Origin of the sequence: Streptosporangium sp. NPDC001559 (genome assembly GCF_042893955.1) — a bacterium.
Taxonomy (GTDB): Bacteria; Actinomycetota; Actinomycetes; order Streptosporangiales; family Streptosporangiaceae; genus Streptosporangium.
Window position 1 is genome coordinate 61,404 of the sequence record NZ_JBIAVG010000001.1, and the last position, 12,534, is coordinate 73,937.

The 12,534-nt window shown below is 69.5% G+C and carries 16 protein-coding genes; 1 reads left to right on the forward strand and 15 read right to left on the reverse strand.

Annotation, left to right across the window (positions count from 1 at the left end; translation table 11 throughout):
- The first annotated feature begins 451 nt into the window (after positions 1–451).
- Entirely contained in the window at positions 452–1,426 is a 975-nt protein-coding gene (gene dprA, locus ACFYY8_RS00280) for a DNA-processing protein DprA (protein WP_390035614.1), read from the forward strand.
- A gap of 231 nt (positions 1,427–1,657) precedes the next feature.
- Here dprA and ACFYY8_RS00285 read toward each other — a convergent pair whose 3' ends face one another.
- From ACFYY8_RS00285 to ACFYY8_RS00355, 15 genes are all read right to left on the reverse strand, one after another.
- Positions 1,658–2,056 carry a RidA family protein gene (locus ACFYY8_RS00285; protein WP_390035616.1) on the reverse strand — a complete coding sequence of 133 codons (399 nt, stop codon included), beginning with the start codon at positions 2,054–2,056 and terminating at the stop codon, positions 1,658–1,660.
- A 401-nt stretch (positions 2,057–2,457) separates the two neighbouring features.
- Positions 2,458–2,973, reverse strand: a complete 516-nt coding sequence (locus ACFYY8_RS00290; protein WP_390035618.1) for a murein hydrolase activator EnvC family protein — start codon at positions 2,971–2,973, stop codon at positions 2,458–2,460.
- A gap of 129 nt (positions 2,974–3,102) precedes the next feature.
- Positions 3,103–3,426: a DUF2469 domain-containing protein gene (locus tag ACFYY8_RS00295; protein ID WP_012888569.1), complete on the reverse strand. Its 324-nt coding sequence runs from the start codon at positions 3,424–3,426 to the stop codon at positions 3,103–3,105.
- A gap of 39 nt (positions 3,427–3,465) precedes the next feature.
- Positions 3,466–4,152: a ribonuclease HII gene (locus ACFYY8_RS00300; RefSeq protein WP_390035620.1), complete on the reverse strand. Its 687-nt coding sequence runs from the start codon at positions 4,150–4,152 to the stop codon at positions 3,466–3,468.
- Between the two features lie 64 nt (positions 4,153–4,216).
- Positions 4,217–4,843, reverse strand: coding sequence for a signal peptidase I (gene lepB / locus ACFYY8_RS00305; protein ID WP_390035622.1), 627 nt, complete (start codon positions 4,841–4,843; stop codon positions 4,217–4,219).
- Between the two features lie 9 nt (positions 4,844–4,852).
- Positions 4,853–5,743, reverse strand: a complete 891-nt coding sequence (lepB, locus tag ACFYY8_RS00310; RefSeq protein WP_390035624.1) for a signal peptidase I — start codon at positions 5,741–5,743, stop codon at positions 4,853–4,855.
- Between the two features lie 153 nt (positions 5,744–5,896).
- The gene (gene rplS, locus ACFYY8_RS00315; protein WP_352009530.1) at positions 5,897–6,250 is read right to left on the reverse strand and encodes a 50S ribosomal protein L19; all 354 of its coding nucleotides are present in this window, start codon (positions 6,248–6,250) and stop codon (positions 5,897–5,899) included.
- A 195-nt stretch (positions 6,251–6,445) separates the two neighbouring features.
- Positions 6,446–7,234: a tRNA (guanosine(37)-N1)-methyltransferase TrmD gene (trmD, locus tag ACFYY8_RS00320; RefSeq protein ID WP_390035626.1), complete on the reverse strand. Its 789-nt coding sequence runs from the start codon at positions 7,232–7,234 to the stop codon at positions 6,446–6,448.
- Between the two features lies 1 nt (position 7,235).
- The gene (gene rimM / locus ACFYY8_RS00325; RefSeq protein ID WP_390035628.1) at positions 7,236–7,751 is read right to left on the reverse strand and encodes a ribosome maturation factor RimM; all 516 of its coding nucleotides are present in this window, start codon (positions 7,749–7,751) and stop codon (positions 7,236–7,238) included.
- Positions 7,752–7,886: 135 nt separating this feature from the next.
- Complete coding sequence (locus tag ACFYY8_RS00330; protein ID WP_184713302.1) at positions 7,887–8,129, reverse strand: RNA-binding protein; 243 nt, start codon at positions 8,127–8,129, stop codon at positions 7,887–7,889.
- Position 8,130: 1 nt separating this feature from the next.
- Entirely contained in the window at positions 8,131–8,583 is a 453-nt protein-coding gene (gene rpsP / locus ACFYY8_RS00335) for a 30S ribosomal protein S16 (protein WP_352009533.1), read from the reverse strand.
- Between the two features lie 494 nt (positions 8,584–9,077).
- On the reverse strand, positions 9,078–10,625 hold the full coding sequence (gene ffh, locus ACFYY8_RS00340) for a signal recognition particle protein (RefSeq protein ID WP_352009534.1): 1,548 nt from the start codon (positions 10,623–10,625) through the stop codon (positions 9,078–9,080).
- A gap of 396 nt (positions 10,626–11,021) precedes the next feature.
- A complete protein-coding gene (locus tag ACFYY8_RS00345) occupies positions 11,022–11,615 on the reverse strand; it encodes an ATP/GTP-binding protein (RefSeq protein ID WP_012888558.1) in 594 nt (197 codons plus the stop codon).
- The gene (locus ACFYY8_RS00350; RefSeq protein WP_352009535.1) at positions 11,596–11,952 is read right to left on the reverse strand and encodes a DUF742 domain-containing protein; all 357 of its coding nucleotides are present in this window, start codon (positions 11,950–11,952) and stop codon (positions 11,596–11,598) included. The genes ACFYY8_RS00345 and ACFYY8_RS00350 overlap by 20 nt, the downstream gene beginning before the upstream one ends.
- 126 nt (positions 11,953–12,078) lie before the next feature.
- Positions 12,079–12,492, reverse strand: a complete 414-nt coding sequence (locus tag ACFYY8_RS00355) for a roadblock/LC7 domain-containing protein (RefSeq protein WP_197048434.1) — start codon at positions 12,490–12,492, stop codon at positions 12,079–12,081.
- Positions 12,493–12,534: the final 42 nt, after the last annotated feature.

Genomic DNA, 12,534 nt, shown 5'->3' on the forward strand with positions numbered 1-12,534 from the left:
CACTTCCGGGGCCGCTTTCGAGCCGGATGGCCACGGTGTCCGTCCTGGGGCGAGCGGCGTTCCTCGGCCACGCGCCACGGGGCCGGAGAGCCGGGCTGCTGGCGTTCCTCTCGGTCCGGAGAGCTCCCACAGGGCATGCGCCGCTCTGCCGGACGGCCATGATGACCCTCCTGGGAGGCGAGCCGGTCAGGAGCCGCTGGACCGGGCGAGGGGTGATCGTGTCCATCCGGGGCCGGATGATGTTCCTGGGGTGGGCACGGGGGAACACGGCCTCCGGAGCGTTTCCAGCACGTGCGGCGCCCACGTCCGGGGCGACCACCCGGGTGTTCCGGGGGGCTCTCACGACGGCCGCTCCCCCGGTGATCTCACCACGTCCGGGGGTTCGCCGATCCGGCGCCACGGTTCCTCGTCCCGCGCGGGCGGCGAACGGGCCGTTGAACGGCTCCGCCGGATGTTCTCCTCATGGGCGGCCCGTCTCGAAGCAGCCGATCCCGCCCAGGATCTGGCCTCGGGAGAACGGCTCGGGGCCAGACTGGTGGTTCCGGGAGATCCCGAATGGCCGACCCAGCTGAACGACCTCCAAGAGCGCGCGCCGTACGGCCTGTGGCTCAACGGGGAGGCGGACCTCCGCTTCTCCTGCCTGCGTTCCGTCGCCGTCGTCGGCTCCAGGGCGGCCACGCCGTACGGCACGCACATGGCCGCGGAGTTCGGCGCCGGGCTCGGCGAACGCGGCTGGAGCATCGTCTCCGGGGGCGCCTACGGCATAGACGGGGCGGCTCATCGTGGCGCCCTCGCAGGCGGAGCGCCGACCGTCGCGGTGCTGGCCTGCGGCACCGACGTCGCCTATCCCAGCGCGCACCACGACCTGTTCGCGGCCGTGCGGTCGCAGGGGCTCCTGGTGAGCGAGTGCCCGATGGGCGCCCGCCCCACCCGGCCACGCTTCCTGATCCGCAACCGTCTCATCGCCGCGCTGTCACGGGGAAGCCTGGTGATCGAGGCGGCCGTGCGCAGCGGGGCGCTGAACACCGCCGGACACGCGACCTCTCTGAACCGCGTCGTGGCCGCCGTCCCCGGGCCCGTGACGTCGGAGATGTCGGCCGGGTGCCATCGGCTGATCCGTCAGGGGGCTGCGGTCTGTGTCACCACCCCGGCGGAGATGATCGAGCTCGTCGGGGTGATGGGAGACGATCTCGCCCCCGAGCCCAGGGGGCCCGTGCTCCCCCGTGACCGGCTGGACCCGGAGACCCGTCAGGTCCTGGAGGTCATACCCGCCCGTACGGGAGCCGGTCCGGCCGTGATAGCGACGGCCGCGGGCGTCGATCTGGAGACCGTGCTGTCCTGCCTGGGCGGCCTGGCCGCCGCCGGATACGTGGAGCGTGTCGCGAAAGGCTGGCGGCTACGTCCGAACAGATCACCGGGAGGCTGAGTCCCTCTCTCCGCGATGAGGGGCTTCCAGGAGGTCGGCGCGAAACGCGTCACGAGGCGAAGGAGGCCCTGCCCAAAACGCGGGCGAAACCGGTGAAGGGCGAACCATGGTTGTCGTATGCCGGCGTCGTATTCGCCCCCACCGGGTCTCTCGACACCGTCGCCCCAGACCTCCCGTCGTCCCTTACCCTCCTCCGTCGCGTTCCGGACGTCCTGCCCTGGGAGACGGCGCTCAGGGAATCGCGGCCACGGCGGTGATCTCCACGAGCTGGCCGGTGTATCCCAGGCAGGAGACGCCCAGCAGGGTCGAGGTGTGCGGGCCCTCCGTGAGGCCGGACTCACGCACGACCTGCCACACCCGGCTGAGGGGTTCGGGGGTGTCCGCCACCACGTAAACGGTGCTGGACAGCACATGGCTCAGGTCGCTGCCCACCGCCCGCAACGCGGTCCGCAGATTGGCCAGCACCTGCCGGGTCTGCGCGACGGGATCACCGGCCCCGACAAGGCCGCCGTCACCGTCCAACGGGACGGCACCGGCCATGAAAGCCAGCCGCTGACCGGCCTCGACCACGGCCGCGTGCGCGTAGTCCGGGGGTGGGAACAGCCCCGCGACGGTCATCCGATGGATCATCACGCTCCTGACGCTTGTTTTCTCCACACGCCGGTCCCCCGGCACGTTGGCCTCCCGGCAGGCGGGCTTCCCGACATACCGGTCTCCTGACGACGCCTTTCCGGAACTCCGGCCTCCCGAGGCGCCGGTTTCCTGATATGTCGGTCTCCTGGCGCCCCGGCATGATGATCGCCGTCTCCGGCTCCGGTGTCATCCGGGTTTTCCCGCGCCGCACCCCGTCAGACCCGGTACCCCGTCAGGCCCGGATGACCCCACCGCGCCCCGGTTGGCCCCGGACAGGCCCCACCACACCCCACTGACCGTCGAAGCCGGGGCAACCCGTCACCCCCTTCCGGACATGAACGGCCCGCTGTCTCCATGACCCCGGGCACGGGCGATCCGCCGGCCGACGGGGCACCGGATCACCGGGGTCCCACGGGCCAGATCGGGAGCAGCCTGACCCGTCCCCGTCCCAGCAGGAGGAGCGGGTCGAGGTAGGAGCGGTCCCGTAACAGGCCCCAGTGCAGACAGGCCGCACGGCAGTGGCCGGGAACATCCTGGACGACCCCGATGACCTCGCCCCGGTCCACCCGCTGGCCACGCCGTACCGAGGGGCGGACAGGAAGGTAGGTCGTCCGCAGGCCGCCGGAGTGAAGCACCGTCACCACCGCCCGTCCGGCGAGCGGCCCCGCGTAACCGATCGTCCCCGCACCGGCCGCGTGCACCTCCGCACCGGGGGTCGTGGCGAGGTCGACCCCCCGATGGCCGGCCAGCCACGGCCGGGCCGGAGGGTCGAACCCCCTGAGCACGACGGGACGCCCCACGAGCGGCAGGCCCCACCGGGCGGAGACGGTGTCAGGGGAAGCGCCGCGGGTGCCCCCGGCCGCCGGGAGGGCGAACAGCGGCACCACCAGCAGAATGACGAGAAAAGATCTCACGCGTCGAGGATGCGCGTTTCCAGCCGGAGACGACGGACCGAACGGCGTTCTGTGGACAGACGCCGTCCCCGGGAGCCGAAGGCATCAGAGGAGGTCCCGGCGAAGGCACCGGGAGGGCAACAAACGGGCTCAGTTCGAGAAGCCCTCCTTGGGCATCTCCAGGTCGGGCTTGGCGAGTTCCTCGACGTTGACGTCCTTGAAGGTGACCACGCGGACGTTCTTGACGAACCTCGCGGGCCGATACATGTCCCAGACCCAGGCGTCCTGCATCTTCACGTCGAAGAACACGTCACCGTTCTCGGCGGTACGGACGTCCAGATCGACCGAGTTCGTGAGGTAGAAGCGCCGCTCGGTCTCGACCACATAGGTGAACAGACCGACGACGTCACGGTACTCACGGTAAAGCTGCAGCTCCATCTCGGTCTCATATTTTTCGAGATCCTCTGCGCTCATACCGGTCCTCCTGTCGCACGCCCTTCCCGGGCCGTCTGATCAGACGACACCGGCCCCCATTTCATTTTCACCCATCACCTCACCCGGCCTGGACCTCGCCACCGTCGCGAACGAGAAACGGTGGTCGGGGCACGGACCGTACATCTCCAGTGCTCTGCGATGATCCACGGTGCCATACCCCTTGTGCTCCGCGAAGCCGTACACGGGATGGCGCTCGTGGAGCGCGATCATCATTCTGTCGCGCGTCACCTTCGCCACGATCGACGCCGCCGCCACGCAGGCGGCGACCTGGTCCCCCTTCCAGACGCCCAGCGAGGGAACCGGCAGGCCGGGGACGGGGAAGCCGTCGGTGAGCACGTAGCCGGGATGGAAGGAAAGCCGCGCGACGGCACGGCGCATTCCCTCGATGTTCGACTTGTGCAGGCCGCGCCTGTCGATCTCCTTCGGAGAGATCGTCACCACGCTGAACGCCCGGGCCGTCATCATGATCCGGTCGTACAGCGCCTCCCGCCGGGAGGCCGTAAGCGTCTTGGAGTCGCCGAGTCCCTCGATCCTGCGTCCGAGGACGACCGCCGCGATCACCAGGGGCCCCGCGCAGGCTCCCCGGCCCGCCTCGTCGACCCCGGCCACCGGGCCCAGGCCACGGCGTGCCAGAGCCCGCTCATAGCCGTACAGGCCTGAGTCGCGCCGGACCACGCTGGGCGTGGGACGGAACGCAATCGTCATCGCACCACGGCAGACATAGCGACCATGAGCAGAGAGTACGCCCCATCCGGACCATTCGGTACCGCTATCTCAGCTTGGTGAAGGTCTCCGGCGTGGAGAGCAGTCCTACCCTGGAGAACGGCCAGTAGATCGCGAAGGCCCGGCCGATGACCGCCTTCTCCGAGATCGTGCCCTCTCCCTCCTGCTCCTCGTGCGTCCGGGAGTCGGCGGAGGCCGAACGGTGGTCTCCCATGACCCACAGCCGCCCCTTGGGCACGACCTTCTCGAACTTCTCACCCGAGGGGAAGTCGTCGGGGTGGAGGTAGGCCTTCTCGTCGAGCGGCACCCCGTTCACCGTGACCCGCCCCTGGGCGTCACAGCACTTCACCGTGTCACCGGGTACTCCGATGACCCGCTTGATGGTGTCCTCGCCGTCCCAGCCCTTGAAGACGACGATGTCGCCACGATCGGGCGTGCCGGACAGCTTGTTGACGAACACCCGGTCTCCGTTGATCAGGGTGTTCTCCATCGACTCCGACGGAATGGCGAAGGAGTCGAGGACGATCAGGCGCAGCAGCAGCGCCACGAGCACGCCGCCCAGCAGCAGGAGCGCCGACTCGATCAGACTCTTCTTCCTCGAACCCTTCTTCTCAGGCTGGGGGGAGGGCTCGTCCTCGGGGGTGACGGGCCTGTTCTCGGGTTCCACGGTCATGGGGTACGGCTACCGCCTCGAACGCCGGCGGCGCCGCCACAGCACCAGGGGCACGGCCCCCGCGAAACCGGCCGCGAAGGGAGCTGCCTCCCCCGCCGCTACGGCGGCCTTGAGGGCCGGCTGGTTGAAGGTGCTGGGGATGGGGATGACCTCGGCCCTTGAGAAGGGCCACACGATCACGAAGGCCCGGCCGATGACCTTGTCGATGGGGATGCTCCCACCGCCGGGGTCGCCCATGTGCAGGCGGGAGTCGAGGGAGACGGAGCGGTGGTCGCCCATCACCCACAGACGGCCCGGCGGGACCTTCACGCTGAAGGTCCTGTCGGAGGGGACGTTGCCGGGATAGAGGTAGGCCTTCTCGTCGAGCGGCACCCCGTTCACCGTGACCCGCCCCTGGGCGTCACAGCACTTCACCGTGTCACCGGGTACTCCGATGACCCGCTTGATGTAGTCCTTCTCGCCGGGGACGACGCCGAAGGCGGCACCGGCCCACCGGAAGAAGGCGACCACGGGGTTGGCGGGCTCCTCGATGTTCACCTCGCTGTCCCAGGAGTCGACGCCGGAGAAGACGACCACGTCGCCGCGTTCGATGTCGCGGACCCGGTAGACGAGCTTGTTCACCAGGACACGGTCGTTGACCAGGAGGGTGTTCTCCATGGACTCGGACGGGATGTAGAACGCCTGGACCACGAAGGTCTTGATGACGAGCGCGAGCACCAGCGCGACGACGATCAGGACGGGGAGCTCCTTCCAGAAGGCCCCCTTCTTCTTGCCTTCGCCATCGGCCCGCTCGTCCCGGCCGCCCTCGGCGTTCGTCTGGGTCTCTCCGGCGATCACGCCCACCTCGTCCTCGACAGGTCGACGCGAGGCTGCGCCGGACTCCCGGTCTTCGCTAGTCATCGGTGACGAGCCTAGATGATGGAAAGCGCCGGTCAGCCGCCCGCCGGGTTACCTGACAGCTATGGGTCCGCCATAGGAGGTCAAACCCTCCTTCATACGAATGGCCCGCACCACCGACGGCGGAGCGGGCCAGAACGTTCGAATGCGGGCGCGTCAGCGGGCCTCGCGCTTCTCCTTGATGCGGGCGGCCTTGCCGCGCAGGTCGCGCATGTAGTAGAGCTTGGCGCGGCGGACGTCACCACGGGTCACCACGACGATCTTCTCGATGACCGGGCTGTTCACCGGGAAGGTGCGCTCGACGCCGACGCTGTAGCTGACCTTGCGCACGGTGAAGGTCTCGCGGGAGCCACCACCCTGGCGGCGCAGGACGAAGCCCTTGAACACCTGGATACGGGACCGGTTGCCTTCGATGACCCGTACGTGAACCTCAAGCGTGTCGCCGGGGCGGAAGGCCGGGATGTCGGAACGGAGCGAGGCCTTCTCGATCTCGCTGATCAGCGTGTGCATGACAGTGGTACCTCGTCTAGATGAGCACGTGGAGGTTCATCCGGCCGCGGCGGGCGGCATCGCGATGGACACACGTGCTGAATTGGATGTGTCTGAGAACCGGGCCGTCCGCCCGGTTGCGCGCGCCAACCCGTGGACAGCAAGCGGCAACGCTTCAGTTTGCCATATTTCTCCGACCGACCGGAAATCAACACGTCAGACCGGGTGGTCGCCCTCCTGAGCGGGCTGTCCCAGCTCCGCCAGGAGCTTCAGGTCGTGCTTGTCCAGGCCCCCCGGGTCGAGCTCGGCCAGCAGCTCGGGCCGGTTTCTCGCGGTACGGCGCAGCGCCTCGTCCCGCCGCCACCTGGCGATCCGGCCGTGGTGCCCGGACAGCAGGATCTCGGGGACCTCGTGTCCCCGCCATTCGGGGGGCTTGGTGTAGACGGGCCCCTCAAGGAGGTTCTCCATCGCCCCCGGCGCGAACGAGTCGTCCACGGCGGAGCAGACGTTGCCGAGCACCCCGGGCAGCAGCCGTCCCACGGCCTCGACCATCACCAGCACCGCGGCCTCACCACCGGCCAGCACGTAGTCGCCGACGCTGACCTCGTCGACCCGCGTCCGCGTGCCGTACTCGGCCATGACGCGGGAGTCGATGCCCTCGTAGCGGGCGGGGGTGAACAGCAGCCATGGCTCGGCGGCGTACTCCATCGCGAGCCGCTGGGTGAAGGGCACACCGCTCGGGGTCGGCACGATGATCCGGGCGGGCGCGTCCTGGCCGGTCGAGAGGACGGCGTCGATGGCCTCTCCCCACGGGTCGGGCTTCATGACCATGCCGGGGCCGCCGCCGTAGGGGGTGTCGTCCACGGTGCGGTGGACGTCGTGGGCCCAGTCGCGCAGCTGGTGCAGGCGCACGTCCAGGATGCCGCGCTCACGCGCCTTGCCGATGAGGGAGACGCCGAGCGGCGCGAAGTACTCGGGGAAGATCGAGATGATGTCGACGCGCATGTCAGACGGCCTCGTCCGGGTCGAGCAGGCCCGCGGGCGCGTCCACGACGAGGTGCCCCTTCTCCAGGTCGACCACGGGCACCAGCGCCTTGACGAACGGCACGTAGACCTCCCTGCCCTGCCTGCGCACCACGAGCAGGTCCTGCCCATGGTGGAGCACGTCGGACACCTCACCGGCACGCTCCCCGTCGGGGGTGAGCACGGTCAGGCCGATGAGCTGGTGGTCGTGGAACTCGTCCGGGTCGTCGGAGGGCGGGATGTCCGCCGAGTCGATGACGAGCATGGTGCCCCTGAGCCCCTCGGCCCGGTCGCGGTCGTCAACGCCCTCGAACCTGACCAGCAGGACCCCGGCGTGGCTGCGGCTCGACCGGACGACGAGCGGGCCCGCGGCGGCGGGGTCGGTGGCGATGGCGGCCCCGGGAGCGAAGCGCCGCTCCGGGTCGTCGGTGCGCACCTCGACGGACACCTCGCCGCGAAGTCCGTGGGGACGGCCGATCCGGCCTACGACAAGCTGCACGCCCGCCTCCCGAGATAGTGGTGTGTGAGAAGACGAACGGGCCACCCACACTGGGTGGGTGACCCGTTCGCCGGTGGATCTCATGTGGGTGCCTGACCCCGTTCCCCGGACCGGAACGCCCGGGGAGAGGGACCTCTAACGGGCCTCGTTCAGGTCGAGCAGGTCGACCCGGATGTACTTGCCGTCGCCCAGGGCGTTCACCACGGTGCGGAGCGCCTTGGCCGTACGGCCGCCACGGCCGATGACCTTGCCGAGGTCCTCGGGGTGGACCCGGACCTCAAGCACACGACCGCTGCGGATGCGGCGCGCGTGAACCTGGACCTCGTCGGGATGTTCGACGATGCCCTTCACCAGGTGCTCGAGGGCCTCCTCAAGCACCTCAGGCCTCGCCTTCCGGCTTCTCCTCCGCGGCCGTTTCCTGGGCCTCGGCGGCAGGCTCGTCGGCCTTCGCCTTCTTGGCGGACTTCCTCGGCGTGGTGGCGTTGTCCAGGGACAGCGCCTCCTTGGCCGCGGCCTCGTAGAGGGCGTGGCGGTCGGCCTTGGGCTCGGCCACCTTGAGCGGAGCCGGAGCGGCCTCGCCCTTGAACTTCTGCCAGTCGCCGGTGAGCTTGAGGAGCTTCAGCACGGGCTCGGTCGGCTGCGCGCCGACACCCAGCCAGTAGGCCGCACGCTCAGCGTTGACCTCGATGCGCGAAGGGTTCTCCTTCGGGTGGTACAGACCGATCTCCTCGATCGCCCGGCCGTCACGCTTGGTGCGGCTGTCGGCGACGACGATGCGGTACTGCGGGTTGCGGATCATGCCGAGCCGCTTGAGCTTGATCTTGACTGCCACGGGTGTGGTCTCTCCTGCATTAGAGCGTGGGTGAGCGGCGTCTCATCGAGTGGGGTACGAGGAGAGGACCGTTCAGGGGACAGGCGCGGCACGCGGGGGTGAGAGGGCACCCACGTGACCACGATGTTCCAACATGTCATTCTGCCAGACGCACAGAGGTGCCCGACCAACCAAGCCCCATCCCGTACGGCACGCGGACGGCAAATCTCGGTAATCCGCGTGTGCCCGGTGGGCGGACGGCCCGCTTCTCCGCGCCGATCGACCACCACGAGACCCCCGCCACCGGCGCGGCGGCCGTCCTCGGACCCGTTTCAGCCGGAAGGAGCACGGGCGCGACCGTCACCGCGGGTCCCGGCCCTCCTCCCCGGCCAAGGCCGGGGAGGACGTTCACCGGGGGCGCACCCCCAGCAGCTCAAGGGCCGTCACGATGATGAATCCGACCATGATGGCCACCCAGATCCACCTGGCCCGCCGATGGAACCGGTCGTCTTCGGTCACTTCTGGCCGGGAAGCTTGAACTTCGAGGGGTCGAAGCCCGGCGGGAGCTCAAGGCCGGGGGGAAGCTGACCGGCTCCGAGCCTGCCGAGGGCGCCACCCGCGCCGGGGGCGTCGGGGGCCGCGGCGGAGGCGTTCTTGCCAAGCGCGGCCTTGCGCGGGTCGCCGCTGACCCTGCGGCCCTTGGCGGCCTTCTTCTGCGCGCCCTTGTTCTTGCGCCCGCCCGGCATGCCGGGGATGCCCAGGCCGCCCGCCATGCGCTTCATCATCTTCTGCGCGTCGAAGAACCGGACCACCAGGTTGTTGACCTCGGTCACGCTGACACCGGAGCCCTTGGCGATGCGGGCGCGGCGGGAGCCGTCGATCATCTTGGGGTTCTGGCGCTCGCCCGGGGTCATCGAGCGGATGATGGCGGCGACGCGGTCCAGGTCACGGTCGTCGACCTGGTTGATCTGGTCACGCATCTGCCCCATGCCGGGCATCATGCCGAGCAGGTTCTTGATGGGGCCCATCTTGCGGACCATCATCATCTGCTCAAGGAAGTCTTCGAGCGTGAAGCCCTCGCCGGAGGTGAGCTTGCCCGCCATCTTGGCGGCTTCCTGCTCGTCGAAGGTCTTCTGCGCCTGCTCGATCAGGGTGAGGATGTCACCCATGTCGAGGATGCGGGACGCCATCCGGTCCGGGTGGAAGGCGTCGAAGTCCTCAAGCTTCTCACCGGTCGAGGCGAACATGATCGGCTTGCCGGTGATGTGACGCACCGAGAGGGCGGCACCGCCCCGGGCGTCGCCGTCGAGCTTGGTGAGCACGACGCCGTCGAAGCCGACGCCCTCCATGAAGGCCTGGGCGGTGGAGACCGCGTCCTGACCGATCATGGCGTCGACGACGAACAGGACCTCGTCCGGGGAGACCGCGTCGCGGATGTCGGCGGCCTGCTTCATCAGCTCCTGGTCGATGCCCAGGCGGCCCGCGGTGTCGATGATGACGATGTCGTGCTGCTGACGCCTGGCGTGCTCGACCGACTGGCGGGCCACGGCGATCGGGTCGCCGACGCCGTTGCCGGGCTCGGGGGCGTAGACCGCGACGCCCGCGCGCTCGGCGACGACCGAGAGCTGCTGGACCGCGTTGGGACGCTGCAGGTCGGCGGCGACCAGCAGCGGCGTGTGGTTCTGCTCACGCAGCCAGCGGGCGAGCTTGCCGGCCAGGGTGGTCTTACCGGCACCCTGGAGACCCGCGAGCATGATGACGGTCGGCGGGTTCTTCGCGTAGCGAAGCCGCCGGGTCTCGCCGCCCAGGATCTCGACCAGCTCGTCGTTGACGATCTTGACGACCTGCTGCGCCGGGTTCAGCGCCTGGGACACCTCGGCGCCCCTGGCCCGTTCCTTGACCTGGGCCACGAACGTCCTGACCACCGGCAGCGCGACGTCGGCCTCAAGCAGCGCGATGCGGATCTCGCGGCAGGTCGCGTCGATGTCGGCCTCGGACAGGCGCCCCTTGGAACGAAGGGAGGAGAAGACCGATGTCAGCCGGTCGGAAAGCGTCTCGAACACGTGATTGGCCAGCCTCTGCGCTCTCGGGTCTGCGACTCGACATCCCAGCCTATCCGCTGGAGAGGGCGGAACACGCCCTCGCGAGACGGTGGTATGCCCGCGACGTACCGGTCGCGCGGGCGGCGACGGCACGCCCGCGCTCCCTGCCCGGTCCCGCGGGAGACCGCGCCCGCTCTCGCGGAACCGGGCAGGGAGCACGGACGCCGGGACGTCCGGGGCCGGGACGTCCCCAAGGGAACACCCGGGCATGGCACGGCGGCCGTGACGACCGTGGGTGCGCGATGGGCACACGGTGGACGCACAGCGAACGCACCGTGACGCACAGTGGACATGACGAGACGCCGGGACCTCCGGTTACGGTTCGGGTCCCGGGTGCCCCGGCCGGGCGGGACTGTCTCAGCGGCCCCAGCCGGGGACGGCCATCCGCATGGTGAGGGCGTGCTCGACCAGTGTGATGAGCGTGGCCTTCACCGCGTCCCTGGAGCGCGCGTCGGTGCGCGAGATCGGGATGTGCGGCGCCAGCGTGAGCGCCTCGCGCACCTCCTCCTCGCCGTGCAGGTAGGTCCCGTCCCAGCCGTTGACCGCGACGACGAAGGGGAGCTTGGCCTCCTCGAAGTAGTCGATCGCCGGGAAGCTGTCGGCCAGCCGCCGGGTGTCGACGAGCACGATGGCGCCGATGGCGCCGCGCACGAGGTCGTCCCACATGAACCAGAACCGGTGCTGACCCGGCGTGCCGAACAGGTACAGGATCAGGTCCCGGTCCAGCGAGACGCGCCCGAAGTCCATCGCGACCGTGGTCGTCGTCTTGTTCGGGGTGAGGCCGAGGTCGTCGATGCCGGCGCTGGCGTCGGTCATCACCGCCTCCGTGGTCAGCGGCAGGATCTCGGAGACCGCTCCCACGAACGTGGTCTTGCCCACACCGAAGCCACCGGCGACGACGATCTTCGTCGATGTCAGGCCGCCGCCGCGGCTAGAGCCTGCGAAGTCCACTGAGCACCCTTTCCAGCAGGTTGAGATCCGGCTTGCCCGCGTCCAGTTGCGGCTGGTGCAGCTGGACCAGTCCCTCAGCCGCCATGTCCGCGACCAGGATCCGGGTGACGCCGAGCGGGATGCGGAGCATCGCGGAGATCTCGGCGACCGAGCGCACTTGCCGGCACAGGGCGCTGATGGCCTGGTACTCCGGCGTGCGGTTGGACAGATCGTGGTGCGCGGACGTCGCCGAGGAGACCAGGGCCTCCATGGCGAGCTGGGTCCGGGGGGCGGTCCGCCCTCCGGTGACGGCGTACGGCCTGACCAGGGAGCTCTGCTCCACGGGTGCCGGTTGCATGAGATGTGAAGGACCACCCTGTTGCCGGTGGGGGTCGTCCATGGACTGGTAGGGAGGCCCGCCTAGCGGGTCCCCCTCACCGGGCCAGCCGCGGCCTGCCACGGCATCCTCCTATGGTCGTCGCCATCACCGGGGGTGTGAGGCCTGGAGTTCGGCGCGGACCGCCGGTGTCAACACCTGGCCCGCTCGTTCGACAAGCAGGGTCATCTGGTAGGCCACGAGACCCATGTCGCAGTCGGCCGCGGCCAGTACGGCCAGGCAGGAGCCGTCGCTGATCGACATGATGAGCAGCAGTCCTCGCTGCATCTCGACCACGGTCTGGGTGACCGCTCCGCCTTCGAAGACCCTGGAGGCACCTTGGGTCAGGCTGATCAGCCCGGCGGCGACCGCCGCGAGCTGGTCCGCCCTGTCCCTGGGGAATCCATCGGAATACGCCAACGGCAGGCCGTCGGCCGACACAACGACCGTGTGGGCAACGCCTGGGACGTTGTTCACGAAGTCGGTGATCAGCCAGTTGACCCCCCGGGCGGCCTGGCTCATTTCGCGCACGTGTCATCCTCCTTGGCGACCGGGGCAAGCTCG